Source organism: Microbacterium sp. 2216-1 (genome assembly GCF_046507855.1).
Taxonomy (GTDB): domain Bacteria; phylum Actinomycetota; class Actinomycetes; order Actinomycetales; family Microbacteriaceae; genus Microbacterium; species Microbacterium esteraromaticum_C.
Genome location: NZ_JBKFTM010000005.1, coordinates 13,524 through 32,510, shown reverse-complemented (window position 1 = coordinate 32,510; position 18,987 = coordinate 13,524). Strand labels below are relative to the sequence as shown.

13 protein-coding genes are annotated in these 18,987 nt (G+C 69.9%); 4 read left to right on the top strand and 9 right to left on the bottom strand.

Features of this window, described 5'->3' with window-relative positions; all coding sequences use genetic code 11:
• The first annotated feature begins 64 nt into the window (after positions 1–64).
• Positions 65–3,505 (top strand): bifunctional proline dehydrogenase/L-glutamate gamma-semialdehyde dehydrogenase, encoded by a 3,441-nt coding sequence (locus ACLD0U_RS13060; RefSeq protein WP_410340870.1) that lies wholly within the window; start codon positions 65–67, stop codon positions 3,503–3,505.
• A 206-nt stretch (positions 3,506–3,711) separates the two neighbouring features.
• Here ACLD0U_RS13060 and ACLD0U_RS13055 read toward each other — a convergent pair whose 3' ends face one another.
• Together ACLD0U_RS13055 and ACLD0U_RS13050 are read right to left on the bottom strand one after the other, a co-directional pair.
• Complete coding sequence (locus ACLD0U_RS13055; RefSeq protein ID WP_410340869.1) at positions 3,712–5,097, bottom strand: aspartate aminotransferase family protein; 1,386 nt, start codon at positions 5,095–5,097, stop codon at positions 3,712–3,714.
• A 19-nt stretch (positions 5,098–5,116) separates the two neighbouring features.
• Positions 5,117–6,601, bottom strand: coding sequence for a CoA-acylating methylmalonate-semialdehyde dehydrogenase (locus ACLD0U_RS13050; protein WP_410340868.1), 1,485 nt, complete (start codon positions 6,599–6,601; stop codon positions 5,117–5,119).
• Positions 6,602–6,701: 100 nt separating this feature from the next.
• Between ACLD0U_RS13050 and ACLD0U_RS13045 the strand changes: the two genes are divergently transcribed.
• Entirely contained in the window at positions 6,702–8,264 is a 1,563-nt protein-coding gene (locus tag ACLD0U_RS13045) for a PucR family transcriptional regulator ligand-binding domain-containing protein (protein ID WP_410340867.1), read from the top strand.
• 9 nt (positions 8,265–8,273) lie between these two features.
• Here ACLD0U_RS13045 and ACLD0U_RS13040 read toward each other — a convergent pair whose 3' ends face one another.
• From ACLD0U_RS13040 to ACLD0U_RS13030, 3 genes are read right to left on the bottom strand one after another with little or no spacing between them, the layout of a single operon-like run.
• The gene (locus ACLD0U_RS13040) at positions 8,274–8,627 is read right to left on the bottom strand and encodes a cupin domain-containing protein (protein WP_410340866.1); all 354 of its coding nucleotides are present in this window, start codon (positions 8,625–8,627) and stop codon (positions 8,274–8,276) included.
• Positions 8,624–10,021, bottom strand: coding sequence for an NAD(P)/FAD-dependent oxidoreductase (locus tag ACLD0U_RS13035; RefSeq protein WP_410340865.1), 1,398 nt, complete (start codon positions 10,019–10,021; stop codon positions 8,624–8,626). The genes ACLD0U_RS13040 and ACLD0U_RS13035 overlap by 4 nt, the downstream gene beginning before the upstream one ends.
• A 46-nt stretch (positions 10,022–10,067) precedes the next feature.
• On the bottom strand, positions 10,068–10,535 hold the full coding sequence (locus ACLD0U_RS13030) for an Lrp/AsnC family transcriptional regulator (RefSeq protein ID WP_179409893.1): 468 nt from the start codon (positions 10,533–10,535) through the stop codon (positions 10,068–10,070).
• 100 nt (positions 10,536–10,635) lie between these two features.
• On the opposite strand from ACLD0U_RS13030, the gene ACLD0U_RS13025 reads away from it, so the two are divergent.
• On the top strand, positions 10,636–12,069 hold the full coding sequence (locus ACLD0U_RS13025) for a gamma-aminobutyraldehyde dehydrogenase (RefSeq protein ID WP_410340864.1): 1,434 nt from the start codon (positions 10,636–10,638) through the stop codon (positions 12,067–12,069).
• A gap of 141 nt (positions 12,070–12,210) precedes the next feature.
• Here the strand turns inward: ACLD0U_RS13025 and galE are convergent, their stop codons facing one another.
• The 3 genes from galE to galT form a co-directional block, all read right to left on the bottom strand.
• Positions 12,211–13,188, bottom strand: coding sequence for a UDP-glucose 4-epimerase GalE (gene galE / locus ACLD0U_RS13020; protein WP_410340863.1), 978 nt, complete (start codon positions 13,186–13,188; stop codon positions 12,211–12,213).
• 68 nt (positions 13,189–13,256) lie between these two features.
• Positions 13,257–14,450, bottom strand: a complete 1,194-nt coding sequence (gene galK, locus ACLD0U_RS13015) for a galactokinase (protein WP_410340862.1) — start codon at positions 14,448–14,450, stop codon at positions 13,257–13,259.
• A gap of 158 nt (positions 14,451–14,608) precedes the next feature.
• Positions 14,609–15,781: a galactose-1-phosphate uridylyltransferase gene (galT, locus tag ACLD0U_RS13010; RefSeq protein ID WP_410340861.1), complete on the bottom strand. Its 1,173-nt coding sequence runs from the start codon at positions 15,779–15,781 to the stop codon at positions 14,609–14,611.
• 81 nt (positions 15,782–15,862) lie between these two features.
• Here galT and ACLD0U_RS13005 point away from each other — a divergent pair, with 81 nt between their 5' ends.
• Positions 15,863–16,861 (top strand): LacI family DNA-binding transcriptional regulator, encoded by a 999-nt coding sequence (locus ACLD0U_RS13005; RefSeq protein ID WP_410340860.1) that lies wholly within the window; start codon positions 15,863–15,865, stop codon positions 16,859–16,861.
• On the opposite strand, the gene ACLD0U_RS13000 is transcribed toward ACLD0U_RS13005, so the two are convergent.
• Positions 16,836–18,833 carry a DUF2264 domain-containing protein gene (locus tag ACLD0U_RS13000; protein ID WP_410340859.1) on the bottom strand — a complete coding sequence of 666 codons (1,998 nt, stop codon included), beginning with the start codon at positions 18,831–18,833 and terminating at the stop codon, positions 16,836–16,838. The genes ACLD0U_RS13005 and ACLD0U_RS13000 overlap by 26 nt on opposite strands.
• Positions 18,834–18,987 lie beyond the last annotated feature (154 nt).

Genomic DNA, 18,987 nt, shown 5'->3' with positions numbered 1-18,987 from the left:
ACCAAATAGTCATCGTCGTAAAAGTTCGCTTTTCTTTAGGGGTCTCAGGCCGCATCCTGAGAACATGACCACCCCTCTGCTTCCCGACTCCGACACGTCCGCCGAGCTCGCCGAGCTCGCCGACGACGCTGTCGCACTCGTCCGTCAGTGGCTCGTGCAGAGCCGCGAAGTTCCTACCGATGTCGCCGCACAGCGCCTGGCCGGCGTGCTGCGCGACGAGAACGGCCTCGCATTCACCGTCGGCTTCGTCGACGGCGTCGTGCGCCCCGAAGACACCAAGGTCGCCGCTCGTGCCCTGCGCGAGATCGTGCCGCTGACCCCCAAGTTCCTGCCCGCACCGCTGCGCGGCGCCATCGCGCTGGGCGGCGCTTTCGCCCCGATCCTGCCCGGGATCGTCGTGCCGATCAGCCGTCGCGTGCTGCGCGGCATGGTGCGCCACCTCATCGTCGACGCCCGCGACGCCCAGCTGGGCTCGGCCATCCGCCGCATCCGCTCGGCCGAGAACGTGCGACTGAACGTCAACCTGCTCGGCGAGGCCATCCTCGGTCAGGAAGAGGCCGCCCGTCGCCTGGCCGGCACCCGCCGCCTGCTCGAGCGCGACGACGTCGACTACGTCTCGATCAAGGTGTCCTCGACCGTTGCCCCGCACAGCCCCTGGGCGTTCGACGAGGCCGTCGACGAGGCCATCGAGGCACTGCGCCCGCTGTACGAGGTCGCCAAGTCGAATGGCACCTTCATCAACCTCGACATGGAGGAGTACAAGGACCTCGACCTCACCATCGCGGTCTTCACGCGCATCCTCGACCGTCCCGAGTTCCAGAACGTCGAGGCCGGCATCGTGCTGCAGGCCTACCTGCCCGACGCCCTCGGCGCGATGATCCAGCTTCAGGAGTGGGCCGCCGCACGCGTGGCCGCCGGCGGTGCGCCGATCAAGGTGCGCGTCGTCAAGGGCGCCAACCTGCCCATGGAGACCGTCGACGCCGAGTCGCACGGCTGGGAGCTGGCGACCTGGTCGACCAAGCAGGAGTCGGATGCCTCGTACAAGGCCGTCCTGGACTACTCGCTGCAGGCCGAGCGCGTCAAGAACGTGCGCATCGGTGTGGCCGGTCACAACCTCTTCGACATCGCTCTGGCCTGGCTGCTCGCTGAGAAGCGCGGCGCCACCAGCGGCATCGAGTTCGAGATGCTGCTGGGCATGGCCTCGGCGCAGGCCGAGGTCGTCAAGCGCACTGTCGGCTCGCTGCTGCTGTACACGCCGGTCGTGCACCCCGACGAGTTCGACGTCGCGATCGCCTACCTGATCCGTCGTCTTGAAGAGGGCGCCAGCCACGAGAACTTCATGTCGGCCGTGTTCGATCTCGACGCCGACCCGAAGCTGTTCGACCGCGAGAAGCAGCGCTTCCTGGCATCCGTCGCCTCGATGCCCACCGAGGTTCCCGGTCCGAACCGTGTGCAGGACCGCAGCAAGCCCGCGGCACCCGCACTGCGCGACGGCTTCATCAACACCCCCGACACCGACCCGTCGCTGGCGGCCAACCGTGCCTGGGGCGACGCGATCCGCGCCCGCATGGAGGGCTCGACTCTTGGCAACGACACCGTCGCGGCGAACACCCTGAGCTCGGCCGCACAGGTCGACGAGCGCATCGCGACGGCCGTCGCCGCCGGTGAAGCCTGGCGTGCGCTGGGTGCCGCCGGCCGCGCCGAGATCCTGCACCGTGCCGGTGACATCCTCGAGGCGCACCGCGGTGACCTGCTCGAGGTCATGGGTTCGGAGGCCGGCAAGGTCATCGAGCAGGGCGACCCCGAGGTGTCCGAGGCGATCGACTTCGCGCACTACTACGCCGAGAGCGCCAAGAAGCTCGCAGACGTCGACGGTGCCACGATGCAGCCGGTCGGCCTGACGGTCGTCACCCCGCCGTGGAACTTCCCCGTCGCGATCCCCGCCGGCTCCGTGCTGTCGGCTCTCGCCACCGGCTCGCCGGTGATCATCAAGCCCGCACGCCAGGCACGCCGCTCCGGCGCCGTCATGGTCGAGGCGCTGTGGGAGGCCGGTGTGCCGCGCGACGTGCTGCAGTACGTGCAGCTCGACGGACGCGAGCTGGGCACCCAGCTGGTCAGCGACCCGGCCGTGGGTCGCGTGATCCTCACCGGCGGCTACGAGACCGCCGAACTGTTCCGCGGGTTCCGCAACGACCTGCCGCTGCTGGCCGAGACCAGCGGCAAGAACGCCCTGATCGTGACCCCCTCGGCCGACCTCGACCTCGCCGCCAAGGACGCCGTCTACTCGGCGTTCGGTCACGCCGGTCAGAAGTGCTCCGCCGCATCGCTGGTGGTGCTGGTCGGCTCGGTCGCGAAGTCGGACCGCTTCCGTCGCCAGCTGCTCGACGCGGTCAGCGCGTACGAGGTCGGCGCGCCCAGCAACGGCTCGACCCGCATCGGTCCGCTGATCGGACCCGCCGAGGGCAAGCTGCTCGGAGCGCTCACGCAGCTGCACCCGGGCCAGTCCTGGATGCTCGCGCCGAAGAAGCTCGACGACGAGGGGCGCCTGTGGCGTCCGGGCATCCGCGAGGGTGTCCAGCCGGGCAGCGAGTTCCACATGGTCGAGTACTTCGGCCCCGTGCTCGGTGTGATGACCGCCGAGACGCTCGATGAGGCGATCGACATCGTCAACGCGATCGAGTACGGCCTGACGTCGGGTCTGCACTCGCTCGACGAGGCTGAGATCCAGCAGTGGCTCTCGCGCATCGAGGCCGGCAATGTCTACGTCAACCGCGGCACCACGGGCGCCATCGTGCAGCGCCAGCCGTTCGGCGGATGGAAGAAGGCCGCCGTCGGCGCGGGTACCAAGGCCGGTGGCCCGAACTACCTCGTCGGTCTGTCGGAGTGGACGGATGCCCCCGTCTCGACCTCGCGTCCGCTGGATGAGCTGGGCCTGTCGGCCGTCAAGCTGGTCGACGGCGATGAGGCGGCCTGGCTGCGCGGCGCCCTCGCCACCGACATCGACGCGTGGGCGGACGAGTTCGGTGTCGTCCGCGATGCCACCGGTCTGGTGACCGAGCACAACGCCCTGCGCTACCAGGCGATCCCCGCCGCCATCCGTTTCGACGGTGGCCGCATCGTCGACCTGATCCGCGTCGCTGCCGCCGGTGTGCGCGCCGGCTCGCGCGTCACGGTGAGCACGGCATCGGCCCTGCCGACCCCCGTCGTCACCTGGCTGGGTGCGCACGATGTCGTCGTCGTGACCGAAGACGCGCAGGCCTGGGCGGGTCACGCCCGTCGCCTGGCCGACGCCGACGGTCGCGTGCGCCTGGTCGGATCGGATGCCGGTGCCACCGCATCCGCTGTGAACGGCTCGCCGAGCCTGGCGATCTACGCGAACCCGGTCGTCGCGGCCGGTCGTGTCGAGTTGCTGACGTTCCTGCGCGAGCAGGCCGTCTCGGTCACGGCGCACCGCTTCGGTACGCCGCACCGCTACGAGATCCCGCTGCTGGATCCCGTGCGCTGACACGTGCGTCGCTGAGACACGCAGAACAGCGCGAAGGGCGCCGGGGAGTATCCCCCGGCGCCCTTCGTCGTCCCCGCGCAACACTGCCCAACACCACGAGGGGCCCCAACACCACGAGGGGCCAATAAACGTCGGGTCGGGGGTGCCCGATGCCGCGTTTATTGACCCCTCGTGAGGAGGTGCCGGGTGGGTGCGCCGGGTGGGTGTCAGGCGGTGTACTCGTCGGCGACCGAGAGGGCGTCGTCGAGCACGGCCAGGCCACGCACCAGGTCGTCCTCGCTGATCACCAGCGGCGGGGCGACGTGCATGCGGTTGAAGTGCGTGAACGGCCATACGCCGCCCTTCTTCGCCGCCGCAGCGAAGGCGCCCATCGGCGCAGCATCCGCTCCCGCCGCGTTGAACGGCACCAGCGGCTCGCGGGTCTCCTTGTCGCGCACCAGCTCGACGGCCCAGAACAGGCCGCGACCGCGCACCTCGCCGACGCTCGGGTGGGCGTCGACCCACGCGCGCAGCGTTGGCTCGACGACGCGCTCGCCCAGGTCGCGCACCCGCTCGAGGATGCCGTCGCGTCGGAACACCTCGAACGTTGCCACGCCGGCGGCGCAGGCCAGCGGATGCCCCGAGTAGGTCAGCCCGCCGGGGAAGGCGGTCTTGTCGAAGTGCGTCGCGATCGCATCCGAGATCACCACGCCGCCCAGCGGCACGTACCCCGAGTTGACGCCCTTGGCGAAGGTGATCAGGTCGGGCTGGGCGTCGAACGCGTGGATGCCGAACCATTCACCCAGGCGGCCGAAGCCGACCATGACCTCGTCGGCGATGTACACGATGCCGTACCGGTCGCAGAGCTCGCGCACGCCCTGCAGGTAGCCGGGCGGCGGCACGAGCACACCGTTGGTGCCCACGACCGTCTCGATGATGATCGCCGCGATGGTCGAGGGCCCCTCGAGCACGATCGTCTGCTCGAGGTGCTCCAGCGCACGCTGCGACTCCTCGGCGAGGGTGGTCGAGTGGAACGGCGAGCGGTACAGGTAGGGGCCGAAGAAGCGCACGGCTCCGGCATCGCTGACTTCGTTCGCCCAGCGGCGCGGGTCGCCGGTCAGCGAGATCGCGGTCGAGGTCGAGCCGTGGTAGCTGCGGTACATCGAGAGCACCTTGCGGCGTCCCGTGGCCTGGCGGGCCATGCGCACGGCGTACTCGTTCGCCTCGGCGCCGCCGTTGGTGAAGAACACCTTCTCGAACCCGTCCGGGGCGACCTCGCTGATGAGGCGGGCCAGCTCGCCGCGCACGTCGTTGGCGACGGCGGGCTGGATGGTCGCGAGGCGTCCGGCCTGCTGCTGGATCGACGCGACGAGATCGGGATGCTGGTGACCGAGGTTGAGGTTGACCAGCTGGCTGGAGAAGTCGAGGTACGCGTTGCCCGCGTAGTCCCAGAACGTCGATCCCTCGCCGGCGGCGACCGGCAGCGGGTCGATCATCGCCTGGGCGCTCCACGAGTGGAACACGTGGGAGCGGTCGTCGGCGCGTACCTGCGCCTCGGCCTCGGGTGCGGGGAGCGGATGCTGCACGCCGTGCCGGTCGGTGAACTGTGCCATATCGGTGTCTCCTTCGCGATCAGTGGTTGCTCGGGAAGCCGAGGTCGATCTGGGCGGGGGTGTGGTCGGGCCAGCGGGTGGTGACGACCTTGGAGCGGGTGTAGAAGTGGATCGATTCGGGGCCGTAGATGTGCGAGTCGCCGAACAGGGAGTTCTTCCATCCGCCGAACGAGAAGGCGCCCACGGGCACGGGGATCGGCACGTTGACGCCGACCATGCCGACCTCGATGTCGAACTCGAACTGGCGGGCGGTCCCGCCGTCGCGGGTGAAGATCGCGGTGCCGTTGCCGAAGGCGTTGGCGTTGATGAGCTCGACGGCGTCGGCGTAGGTCTCGACGCGCACGACCGACAGCACGGGGCCGAAGATCTCTTCGTCGTAGGCTTTCATGCCGGGGCGCACGTTGTCGAGCAGGGTGACGCCGGTGAAGAACCCGTCATTGTCGAAGCGCTTCTGCGTGCCGTCGACGACGACGGTGGCGCCCTCGGCTGCGGCGCCGGTGACGTACGACTCGACCTTGTCGCGGTGCTCACGGGTGATGAGCGGGCCCATCTCGCTGGCCGGGTCGGTGCCGTCGCCGATGCGCAGGTCGCCGATGCGTGAGCGGATGCCCTCGACGAGCCCGTCGGCGATGTCGCCGACGGCGACGAGCACCGAGACGGCCATGCAGCGCTCGCCGGCCGAGCCGTAGGCGGCCGAGATGGCGGCGGCGGAGGCGGCCTCGATGTCGGCGTCGGGCATGACGACCATGTGGTTCTTGGCGCCGCCGAGTGCCTGCACGCGCTTGCCGTTGGCCGAGGCGCGCTCGTAGATCGACTTCGCGATCGGGGTCGAGCCGACGAAGCTGATGGCGGCGACGTCGCGCGCGTCGAGCAGGGTGTCGACGGCGGTCTTGTCGCCGTTGACGACGTTGAGCACGCCGTCGGGCAGGCCGGCCTCCTGGAAGGCGCGGGCGATCCAGAGCGCGGCCGAGGGGTCCTTCTCGCTGGGCTTGAGTACGACGGTGTTGCCGCAGGCGATGGCCGAGGCGATCATCCACAGCGGAACCATGACGGGGAAGTTGAATGGCGTGATGCACGCCACCACGCCCACCGGCTGCTTGACGGAGTGCACGTCGACGCCGCGGGCGACCTGCTCGGCGCGCTCGCCCTTGAGGTGGTGCAGCAGGCCCGCGGCGAACTCGACGTTCTCGATGCCGCGTGAGACCTCGCCGGCGGCGTCCGAGAGCACCTTGCCGTGCTCGCTGGTGATGATCGCGGCGAGCTCGTCGGTGCGCTCGACGAGGATCTGGCGCAGGCGGAAGAACACGTCGGCGCGCTTGATGAGGCTCGACGACCGCCATGCCGGAGCGGCAGCCTTCGCCGTGGCGATCGCGTGGGCGACCTCGTCGGCCGAGGCGGCCGCGACTTGGCGGTGCACCTCGCCGGTGGCCGGGTTGTACACCGGCAGGGTGCGGGCGGTTTCGCCGGCGTCGGCGCCGTTGATGAAGTGGCGGATGGTGCTCACAGATGTGCTCCTCGTCGAGAGTCAGGGGATGTGTCGTACAGAATGACCGAATCGGTACGAATGGCTTGATCCCCATGCTGACAGAGGCAAGGATGGGAGAGTGGGTGCAGATCGTCAGGACATCGGCGCGGATCAGACAGATCGTCCGGAAGAGGATGCGCTCCCTCGTGTGCGCGATGTGCTCCGTGTGGACGCGCTGCAGCGCGGCGCCCCCGAGGTGCTGGTCGGCGGCGAGGCGCTGGATGCCCGTGTGCGCTGGGTGCACGTCTCTGACAGTGACCAGGTGGCCGACCTTCTTGACGGCGGCGAGCTGCTGCTGACGACGGCAGCGGGGTGGGCGGGGGCGGATGCCGCGCTGCACGAGCTGGCCGACCAGTTGGCCGGGGCCGGCGTCGCGGGGGTCGTGATCGAGCTAGGTACGCGCTTCACGGTCGCACCGCCCGCGTTCATCGCCGCGTGCCGTGCCCGGGGGCTGGCGCTGATCGCCCTGGAACGCGTGGTGAAGTTCGTGACGGTCACCGAGGCGGTGCATCGCCGGATCATCTCGGGGCAGCTGGAGGCGCTGCAGGAGCGTCAGCGGTTGCATGAGCTGTTCACCGGGCTGAGCCTGCGCGGCGCACCCGCGGATGTCGTCGTGCGCGAGACTGCCCGCGTGCTCGATGCGCCGGTCGTGCTTGAGACGCCCGGGCGCGAGGTGGTCACCGCCGAGGTGCGCGACGTGCGGGCATCCGATGTGCTCACCGGGTGGGCCGCCCGATCCCGCAGCGACGTGGAGTTGTTGACGGTGCCGGTGCAGGCGCGTGGCGTGCGATGGGGTGCGCTGGTCGCGCTGCCCGGAGCGGAGCATCCGGCGGGGGCGCTGACCGTGCTCGAGCTGGCTGCGACGGCGCTGGCCTTCGCTCGGCTCGCCGACGGCCCTACGGCCTGGGAGGTGCTCCCGGCGCGGGATCTCGTTCAGGCGATCGCGGGGGGCGGCCACAGCGGCGACGCGGATGTGGCGGCGCGCATGGCGGCGGCGGGGCTGCCGGTGGTGGGGCGTGCGCTCGGCGTGCTGGTGGTGCCGCGGGCGCAGCCCGGGCAGGTGCAGCGTCTGGTCGAGGCGCTCACCGCGACGGATGCCCGAAATGCGGGCGCTGATACGCGGGCGATGGGCGCCGTGCACGATGGCGATGGTGTGGTGCTCGTCTCGTCTCGGAGGGAACTGTCGTCGGCGCAGATCTCCGCCGCGGCGGCCGGGCTTTCGACGGGGCTCGCGATCGGAACACCGGCGTCGACGGTCGCCGAGCTGTTGGCATCCGTCCGTCCGGCGCGGCTCCTGGCCGCGCGCCTCGGTCCTGCCGAGGTGCGGCGCGTCGATGACCGGCCGCTGACACGCCTGGTCACCGAGCTCGGCGGTGATCACCGCCTGCAGGAGCACAGTGAGCGGATGCTGGCGCCGCTGATCCGGTTCGATGAGCAGCACGGCGGCGACCTGCTGCGCGTGCTGCGCGCCGTGGTCGCGCACCCGGGCAGTCGCACGGCCGCAGCGGCGTCGTCACACCTGTCGAGGTCGGTGTTCTACCAACGGCTCACGCTGATCTCGGACCTGCTCGACGCCGACCTCGACGATGGTGAGACGCTCGCGGCGCTGCACCTGGCGGTGCTGACGCTGCCGGTGCGGTGAACCGCGTCGTCAGACCAGGTACACCTTGCGCAGGGTCTCGGTGACGGTCCATACGGTGCGCATGCCCTCGGTGAGGCGCACGACCGAACCGGGGCCGAGGTCGATCGACGGCAGTGGTGGATGTTCGAAGTCGACACGCGCCCGCCCCGACAGCACGATGAAGACCTCATCCTCCTCGGTATCCGAGGCCACACCGGGACTCATCTCCCAGACGCCCAGCTCGACGCCCGAGAACGTCCCGAGGTACTGTGCGCCGGCCGTCGGTTCGCCGCGGCGCACGTCGGCGGCCGGGAGCGGCTCATGTGCGAGGGTCAGGCCCGTGGCATCCGATACTGTTCCCGGCGTGAGCGCATCCGCGCTCACGAGTCGAACCCCATCCCGATCGCGTCGAGGGTCTTCAGCAGCAGGTTGCGCTTGCCCTCGTTGTGATCGGCGTGATCCATCGCACGGCGCACCATGTTCACTCCGATCGCGGCGGCCGGCTCGGGTGGGAACGGGATCGGGCGGGTGCGCACCATCTCGAGCTGGGTGCGCTCGTTCTCGACTCCGGCGAGCTTGTCGAGCATCACGTCCGCCGCGAAGCGGGATGCCCCGACGCCCAGGCCGGTGAAACCGGTCGCGTACGCGACACGGCCGCCGCGCGCGACACCGTAGAAAGCGCAGAACCGACTGCATGAGTCGATCGCGCCCGCCCAGCGGTGCGTGAAGGTCACATCCTCCAGCTGCGGGAACGTCGTGAAGAAGTGCGACGCGAGTCGTCGGTGCGATTCGGGGCGCTCCTCGTAGGCGGCGCGCACCTTGCCGCCGAAGTGGTAGATCGCGTCGTAGCCGCCGAACAGGATCCGGTTGTCGGCGCTGAGTCGGTAGTAGTGGAACTGGTTCGCGGAGTCGGCCAGGCCCTGACGGTTCTGCCATCCGATTGCGCCGAGCTGGTCGGTGGTGAGCGGCTCGGTCATCAGCACGTAGTCGTACACCGGCACCGTCATGAGCCGGTTGCGTGCCAGCAGCGACGGGAAGACGTTGGTGGCGAGTGCCACCTGGTCGGCGGTGACGGTGCCGCCCCCGTCGACCGTCACCGTCTGGGTGCCCTTGCCCGAGAGCCCGGTGACCCTGCTGTGCTCGTAGATCTGCACACCCAGCTCGGCCGCGACGCGGGCGAGCTCGACGGCGAGTTTCGCCGGATGCACCATCGCGCAGCCCCGCCGATCCCAGTTGCCGGCGAGATAGGTGGGGGAGTGCACCTCGGCGCGCACGGCGTCCTGGTCGAGGAACTCCTCGCCGTGCATCCACTCGATCTGGTGCGGCTCGGTGGCCACCGCCAGTTGGCCGGTGCGCTCCCAGTCGACGTCCATGCCGTAGCGCTGCACGGTCTGCTCGATGCCGTCGAGGTTCTCAAGGCCCAGGCGTTCGAGCTGCTCCATCTCGTCGGGCCAGCGGTTCATGCCGTTCTCGTAGCCGTGCGTCAGGCTCGCCTCGCAGAACCCGCCGTTGCGCCCCGACGCGGCCCAGCCGATCCGTGACGCCTCCAGCAGCACGACGGAGCGCTGCGGGTCGCGCTCCTTGGCGCGCACCGCCGTCCACAGGCCAGCGTACCCGCCGCCCACGACGACGAGATCGGCGCGCACATCGGTGCGCAACGGCGGATGCTCGGGACGGGCGACATCATCGAGCCAGAAGGTCGAGTGTCGGGTGTCGCGCAATGCCGCATCGATCTGCGATTCGGCAGGACGGAACCTCTCGAAGACGGTGGTTCCCATAGTTCTCACTCCGTTGTGGATATCGGGGAAGGGGCGGGGGTCGGCGTCAGCGCGTGCCCCAGTTGTAGAAGTCCTTGTGCAGGCCGGCGTAGAGGAAGCTCTCGGTGTGCGTGACCCCGGGGATCGATCGCACGCGCGATGAGACCAGGTCGAGCAGGTGCTCATCCGATTCGCAGATCGCCTCGGCGAGTACGTCGAACGATCCGAGCGTCACCACGACGTAGGCGATCTCGTCGATCGCCTTGACCGCGTCGGCGAGCTCACGCGGATCACCAGTCGTGCGGATGCCGATCATCGCCATACGAGAGAAGCCGAGCTGACGGGGGTCGGTCACCGCGACGATCTGCATGATGCCCGCATCGGTGAGGCGCTGCACGCGCTGGCGCACCGCGGCCTCACTGAGTCCGACCGCACGGCCGATGTCGGCATACGGTCGGCGTCCGTCCTGCTGCAGCAGCTCGATGATCTGCTTTGACACATCGTCGAGGACGGGGGCTTTCGACTTGTCGCTCACGTGTCGATCCTGACACTCAAAACGGTAGAACGCAACTGATTTCGCAGGATCTAGCGCAGAATACTTCCGATTCCGTAGGGATCCTGGTTAGAGTGGCGGCATGGCCACGACGACGTTGCGCAACCACATCGCGGGTGAGTACCGCGAAGCCCTCACCGACGAGCGGCTCGACCTGATCGACCCTGCCACAGAAGGCGTGTACGGCAGCATCCCGCTCTCGGGTGTCGCCGACATCGACGCCGCGTACGCCGCCGCCGCGGCGGCTTTCCCCGCCTGGCGCGACGCGACGCCCGGAGACCGCCAGCTCGCCCTGTTCCGCATCGCGGATGCCATGGCCGCCCGCGCCGAGGAGTTCGCCGACCTCGAATCACAAGACACCGGCAAGCCCCGCGCCACCCTCGTGGCCGACGAGATCGAGCAGTCGATCGACCAGCTGCGGTTCTTCGCCGGCGCGGCACGCAGCCTCGAAGGGCGCGCGGCCGGTGAATACCTCGCCGGACACACCTCGTACGTACGACGCGAACCCATCGGCGTGATCGGCCAGGTCACCCCCTGGAACTACCCCCTCAACATGGCGGTCTGGAAGATCGCACCCGCGCTCGCCGCCGGCAACACCGTCGTACTCAAACCCGCCGAGTCCACGCCGCAGTCCACTCTGCTGCTCGCTGAGATCGTCGCCGAGCACACTCCCGCGGGCACGCTGAACGTGGTGCTGGGTGGGCGTGAGACCGGGGCAGCGCTGGTCGCGCACCCGAGTGCGCAGATGGTCGCGATCACCGGATCGGTGCGGGCCGGCATGGCCGTGGCCGAGTCTGCGGCATCCGATCTCAAACGCGTGCACCTCGAGCTCGGAGGCAAGGCGCCCGCCGTCGTCTTCGACGACGCGTCGATCGACAAGGCGGTGGATGCCATCGTGTCGGGCGCCTTCTTCAACGCCGGTCAGGACTGCACCGCGGCGACCCGGGTGATCGTCCACGCATCGGTGCACGACGAACTCGTGCGCGCGCTGGTCGCCCGCACGCAGACGCACGCCCGCACCGGTGGGCCGCGCGAGGAGGGCGTGTTCTACGGTCCCCTCTCCAGCGCTGCCCAGCTCGCGCAGGTGCAGGGTTTCGTCGACCGGCTGCCGGCCCACGCGAAGGTTGAGACCGGAGGCACGCGGGTCGGCGAACAGGGCTACTTCTTCGCACCCACGATCGTGTCGGGCATGCGTCAGGAGGACGAGGCCGTGCAGGACGAGATCTTCGGCCCGGTGCTCACCGTGCAGTCGTTCTCGGATGATGACGAGGCCTTGGGCATGGCCAACGGCGTGCGTTATGCGCTGGCGGCATCCGTCTTCACCCGCGACCACAACCGCGCGATGCGTTTCACCCGCGATCTCGACTTCGGCTGCGTGTGGGTGAACACCCACATCCCGTTTGTGTCAGACATGCCGCACGGCGGATTCAAGCACTCCGGGTACGGCAAGGACCTCTCGCAGTACGGCTTCGACGACTACACGCGCATCAAGCACGTCATGTCTGCCTGGGACTGAGCGCTGGCTCTCGGCTGGCGAATCGGCGTTCCGGTCGCACTTCCTCCCGCATCCGACGCCGGGAAGCGGGAGAAACTGCGACCGGAGTGATCTGCCTGCCCGACGAACCGGGAGAAACCGCGACCGGAGTGATGTCGCCGATCACCCGGCGTTGCGGCGGGCCTCCCAGCCCGAGCGCACCATCTCGTCGACGGTGTGACGCATCGTCCAGTCCAGGTCGCGCGCGGCGAGCTCGCCGGTGGCGACGATGCGGTCGGGGTCGCCGGGGCGACGCGGGCCGACGGTCGGCGTGAAGTCGATGCCGGTGACGCGCACCATGGCATCCATGATCTGCTTCACACTCAGGCCGTCGCCCGAGCCGAGGTTGTATGCGGGCTCGATCGGGCGGCCGTCGGCGAGGCGCTGCGCCGCCACGACGTGGGCGGCCGCGATGTCGCCGACGTGCACATAGTCGCGTACGTTCGTGCCGTCGGGGGTGTCGTAGTCGTCGCCGAAGATCGCCGGGGTCTCGCCGGCGAGCAGCTTCTCGAACACGATCGGGAACAGGTTGTGCGGGCTGACGTCGTAGACGGTCGGATCAGCCGACCCGACGACGTTGAAGTAGCGCAGCGAGGTGTGGCGCAGCGGAGCGTCGGATGCCGCGGTCGCGGTGCCCTGGTCGCGCAGCATCCACTCTCCGATCAGCTTCGACTCGCCGTAGGGGCTCGCGGGGCGCTTGGCGGTGTCTTCGGTGACGAGTGCGACGTCCGGCGTGCCGAACACGGCAGCGCTCGACGAGAACACGATGTTCGTCACGCCTGCGGCATCCATCGCCTCGAGGATCACCCGGGTGCCCTCGACGTTCTGCGCGTACGTGTGCAGTGGACGCTGCACCGAGACGCCGGCGTACTTGAAACCCGCCACGTGGATGACGCCCTCGACACGGTGCTCACGCAGGGTGCGCTCGACCAGCTCGCGGTCCAGGATGCTGCCGTCGACCAGCGCCACGTCCTCGGGGACGAACGACGGTTTCCCGCTGGAGAGGTCATCGAGCACGACGGGGGTCAGGCCGGCCGCGGACAATGCGCGCACGACGTGTGCTCCGATGTAGCCGGCGCCGCCGGTGACAAGCCAAGACATGGTGTTCCTTCCCTCGCGCGGATGCGCAGTGTCATTGTGTCAGGGGGCCGTGTCAGATGCCCGTGCCGTCAGGCGTCCCGCCGCGGGCCGCCCGAGGGCTGCACGGTGAAGATGTGCGGGGCGGCGAAGCCGGCATCCGAGAACGCCCGCGCGACAGCATCCGACACCGACGCAACCGACGCGTGCTCGATCAGGGCGATCGCCGCCCCGCCGAATCCGCCGCCGGTCATGCGCGCGCCGATCGCGCCGTGCGCGAGCGCCGTCTCGACGGCCAGGTCGAGCTCAGGCACCGAGATCTCGAAGTCATCGCGCATCGACGCGTGCGACGCGACGAGCAGGTCGCCGACCGCGCGCGGTCCCTGCGTGGCGAGGGCGTCGACGGTGTCGAGCACGCGCTGGTTCTCGGTGATCACGTGGCGCACCCGGCGGAGCGTCACATCGTCCATCAGATCGGCGGCGCGGGGCAGGTCTTCGACGCCGGCGTCGCGCAGCGAGCGGATGCCGAGCAGCTCAGCGCCCTGTTCGCACGATGCCCGGCGTTCGCGGTACCCGCCGGTCGAGTGCGAGTGCTTGACCTGCGTGTCGATCACGAGCAGTTCGAGGTGCTCAGCGGTGAACCCGGTGGGCACCGAGCGGGTTTCGAGCGTCCGGCAGTCGAGGAAGGTCGCGGCATCGGGCAGGCCGAGCATCGACGCCATCTGGTCCATGATGCCGGTGGGCGCGCCGACCGCCTCGTTCTCGGCGCGGCGTCCGATCTGAGCGAGCGTCACCGGGTCGAGGTTGAGTTGCCAGAGCTCGTCGAGCGCGGATGCCACGGCCCCTTCGATCGCGGCGGAGGACGACAGCCCGGCGCCGACCGGAACGTCGGATGCGATCGCGATATCTGCACCGTGTTCGGCGGGCGTGGGTGCGAGTGCCCGCATCGCCCAGGCCACGCCGAGCACGTAGGCCGACCATTCAGGTACGGCGGGCGCCTTCCCCGCAGGCGTGGGGAAGAGCCGGCCGAGGTCGTCGAGCGACACCTCGACCGGCTCATCGGCGAACGTCGAGGCGACCCGAATGCGGCCATCTTCGCGCGGGCTCGCCGCGGCGTAGGTGCGGTGCTGGATCGCGAACGGCAGCACGAAGCCCTCGTTGTAGTCGGTGTGCTCACCGATGAGGTTCACCCGGCCGGGCGCCGACCAGATGCCCTGAGGGGCGGTGCCGGTGAGGGTGGTGAGCAGGTCGCGGGCGGCGGCTTGTGCTGTTGATGTGTGGGTCATGGTGCCTCGGTTCGGATTCTCGGTCGCCCTGTGTGCGAGGGGCGCACCCTCACGAGGCGTCCTACCCTCACGAGGGGTCAAAATGTGTCGTGTTGAGTGGGGGTGACCCAACGTTTTGTGACCCCTCGTGGGAGGGGAGGGGAGGGGTGGGCAGGGGGTCAGTGCGTCGAGGTCGCTGCGATCGCGGAGCGCAGTCGGTCGGCGGCGACTTCGGGCAGGATCTCGGCCGTCCACGCCCCCATCGCGGCCTCCGAGCCGGCGAGGAACTTCAGCTTGTCCTCGGCGCGGCGCGGGCTGGTCAGTTCCAGCCGCATCCGCACGGTGTCGCGGCCGACGTTCACGGGCGCCTGGTGCCAGGCGGCGATGTACGCCGTCGGCGTCTCGTAGAGGGCATCCACTCCGCGCAGCAGGCGCAGGTACATCGGCGCGAGCTCGTCGCGCTCCTCGTCGCTGAGCGCGGCGAAGTCGGGAACGTGCCGGTGCGGCATCAGCTGCACCTCGAGTGGCCACCGGGCGGCGAACGGCACGAAAGCGGTCCAATGCTCGCCCTGCAGCACCACGCGCTCCGAGGTGCGTTCGAAGTCGAGCACGCGCCCCATCAGATCGGGAGCGGTGCGGTGGATGCTGTCGAGCAGCCGCTGCGTGCGCGGCGTGACGTACGGATACGAGTAGATCTGTCCGTGCGGATGCGGGAGCGTGACGCCGATCGCCTCGCCCCGGTTCTCGAACGGGAACACCTGCTCGATGCCGGGCAGTGCCGAGAGGGCGGCGGTGCGGTCGGCCCACGCCTCGATGATCGTGCGTGCGCGGGTGATGGACTGGCTGCCGAACGACCCCTCGTGCTCGGGGCTGAAGCAGACGACTTCGCAGCGGCCGATGCTGGTGCGGGTGCGTCCGATGCCGAGCTCGGCGAGGTCGTCGAGTCCGCGGGTCGGGTTGCTCGCGGCGGGAACACCGCCGGTGGCCCGGTTGAGCGCGGGGCCGAAGGAGGGGGAGCGGTTCTCGAACACCGCGACGTCGTAGCGGGAGGGCACCTCCGACGGGTTGGACGCCGTCTGCGGTGCGAGGGGATCGGCGTCGGCGCTGGGCATCATGATGCGGTTCTGCCGCTTGGTGGCGAACGTGATCCAGTCGCCGGTGAGGACGTCCTGGCGCATGGTGGCCGTCTCGGGGCGCTCGTCGAGTGCGCGGGAATCGACGCTGCGTTCGGGGCCGAGTGCGGTGCCGGGGTCGTCGAAGTAGAACAGTTCGCGGCCGTCTGCCAGGCGGGTGCTGCGCTTGATGACGCCGGCGCCGAGTTCGTCGGTTCGCAACTCCGGAGAATTTTCCATGTTCACGTGAACATGGTAAGCGCGGCACCGTGGTAACGTCAACACTCCGGAGTTGCGAACCGTGAATGAGGGGAAGATCGGATGCCACAGGCCAGACGCGTCTCGATGGCCCAGGTCGCCACCCGCGCCGGGGTGTCGAATCAGACCGTTTCGCGCGTCGCCAACGACAGTCCGCGGGTCGACCCCGCCACCCGCTTGCGCGTCGAGCAGGCGATGGCGGAGCTCGGGTACCGCCCGAATCGTGCCGCTCGTGCGCTGCGCACCGGTCGCACGCAGACTCTCGGACTGGTGGCCCAGACCCTGTCGACGGTCGGCAACTCGCGCATGCTGCAGGCGGTCGCCGATGCCGCCTCCGTACGCGGGTATGCCCTGACCGTGGTCACGCTGGGGGATGCCGGCGATATCGCGCACGCGTTCGAGCGTCTGCATGACCAGGGCGTCGACGGCGCCATCGTGTTGAACGAGGCCACGGCTCTCGCCCGCGAGGCCGGGTCGGCGGGCATCCGCCTGGTCGTGGTCGACTCGCCGCCCGATGAGCGCTTCACCGTCGTCGCCACTGACCATGCTGCGGGAGCGCGGGCGGCGACGGAGCGGCTGCTCGTGGCCGGGCATCGCACGGTGCATCACCTCGGCGGTCCGCTCGACTCGTTCGCGGCATCCGAACGCGAACGCGGCTGGCGTGCCGCGCTCGCCGCGGCCGGTGCGTCTGCTCCCGACGTCGTCCGGGGCGATTGGAGCGCCGACGCGGGGTACGCGCAGACGGAGCGGATGCTCGATGCTCGTCGCACGCAGCCGGCCGACGCTGCGTTCACCGCGCTGTTCGCGGCCAACGACCAGATGGCCCTCGGAGCGTTGCGGGCGCTGGCTGACGCGGGTGTGCGGGTGCCCGACGACGTCGCGGTGATCGGTTTCGACGACGTCGCGGATGCCGCCCAGTACCGGCCGCCGCTCACGACGGTGCGACAGGATTTCGATCGCCTCGGCGAGGCGGCCGTTCAGTGCCTGGCCGACCTGATCGAGGGTGGCGAGCCCGAAGATCTGCGGATGCTGCCCGTCATGGTGTCGCGCCGGAGCGGCTGAGAAGCGGGTCGATCGGCAGGCGCGTGATGTGCCCGTCGGGCCAAGCGATGTGCCGTTCCTCGTGGTCGGTCGAGATGACGGGCGCTGTGGTCGCCTCGGTGGGGGCGCCCAGGTGGATGCCGAAGGCGCGCCACGCGCCGGCATCCGGGGCCGTCTCCAGCCAGGGAACCGCGGTGCGCCCTGCCAGAGGCGTGGCGTCGTCGAGGGTGAGCACTCCGGAGGAGTGCGGGTCTGCCACGTCACCGAGCGTGTCTTCACCGAGCGCCACGACGCCGGTCGCCAGTCGCTCGGTCCGTGCCCATGCGGCGCGGGGTGCTTCGTCACTCGGCGTAGTGCCGTCGGTGAACGGGGCCAGGTCGCCGGTCAGCGCCCAGCCGCCGACGCGCAGCGTGTCGCCCGGCTGCAGCGGCGCATCGGCGTGCACGCGGATCAATCGCACCTCCCACGCGCCGTGGGTCACCGATACGGTGTCGATGCGCGGCCCGTGCATCGTTGCGCCGTGGTGGGTGCCGACGCCGTGGTCCGGTCCTGCCTCGTAGCCGATCGGCCAGTGGGCTGTCGACGTCGACCAACCCAGGAGGGTCTGAGTGTCCAGGGCGCGCGTGTTCCCCACGGTGAATCCCGAGCGGTGGCTGGGCAGTCCGTCGCGCACGAGCGCCACGGTCCCGTCGACGGGCCAGGAGACGCCGGGATCGGTCAGCACGGGGGCGGTCGCTGTCGAGTAGCCGAACTTCGCGTACAGGGGCGCGTCCGGGTGGTCGGTGCCCTCGGCGCGATGGTCGGTGCCGTGGTTGACGATGCGCACGATGCCGTCGGTCGTTCCCATGGCGAGCCACCCGGGCGCGGACAGGGCACGGGCGAAGGCGCCGCGGTCGATCGGCAGCGGTTGCTCGGGCGCGGTCCACGCGGGGTGTGAGGCGGGCAGGGCCAGCCCCAGCATCCCTTTCGCCGCCCAATAGGGTGATCCCAGCCCCGAGTAGTTCTGCGCGATCGCCCGCCACGGATGGTGCCAGCCGAGTGAGAGGACGCCGTCGGTATCGGGCGCGCCGCGCTCGACGAAATGCTTGATCTGGCCGCTTGCGGCCCGGCGCAGCAGTCCCGGATCGTGGCGCGATCGCCCGTGGAACGCGGCCGCCCACGCGGGGGCCGCCGTGGCGAACCGGTAGGTGAGGCTGCGACCCTGCAGCAGCGGTGCCCCGTCGGTGCCGATCAGGTGCAGCGCGTCATCGAGATAGTCGTCCAGTCGTTCTGTGTATCGAGCCACCCGCTGGGCATAGCGGGCGTCGTCCTGAACGAGCTGCGCCCAGACGATCGGGTAGAACGGCAGCGCCCACCCGCAGTAGTGGTCGAAGTCGCGGCCGACGCCATCGGAGGTCCACCCACCGGGCAGGTCGAATCCGTCCAGCAGTGCGAAGTCCTCGTCGCGGTCGGATGCCGAGAACGGCCCGCCCACGCTCTCGAGGAAGAACGACACCATGATGCGGAACCAGGCCCAGTTGTTCGGCGGATACGGCTCGCCCATGAATGCCGAGAGGTAGTCGATCGTCTGCGTTCGCGCGCGATCGTCGAGCTGTGCCCAGACGGTGTCGCGCGTGAGGTGCAGTCCCAGTGCGAGCGCCGCAGCCTCGACCTTCGCCTGGGCGTGCTCTTCGATGCGCACCCAGCGCTCCGGATGCGTCGGATCGACCCCGGCGGCGATGCCGCGCGCGTAGCGCCGGGCCAGCGACTGGGTGCGGGCGGGATCGCCGGCGATGCGGAACGACGCCAGCATGAACGTGCGCGTGAAGCCCTCGAGATGGTCGATGTCGCGTCCGAGGCCGCCCGGGACTCCGGGGTAGCGGATCAGCGATCCGGTGGGGCTGGCGTGGCGGGCGGCTCCGTCGAGGATCGTGTCGGCAACGCGCTCCCAGTGTGCGCGTGTCCAGCCGGTGAAAGGCGAGAGAGCGGTGTCGGCGGCGGGGAGGGCGATCATGCGAAGGTGTCGAGGTCGGCGGTGATCGGATGCCGTGGCGCGGCCCCGTGCGCGTGTGCGTCGAGTTCGTACGGGGTGGTCATCAGTCCTCCATTGGATCGGATGCTGCGCGTCAACCATAGGGGGTTTCGGGGTGAGCTGCGTCGGCTCCGGC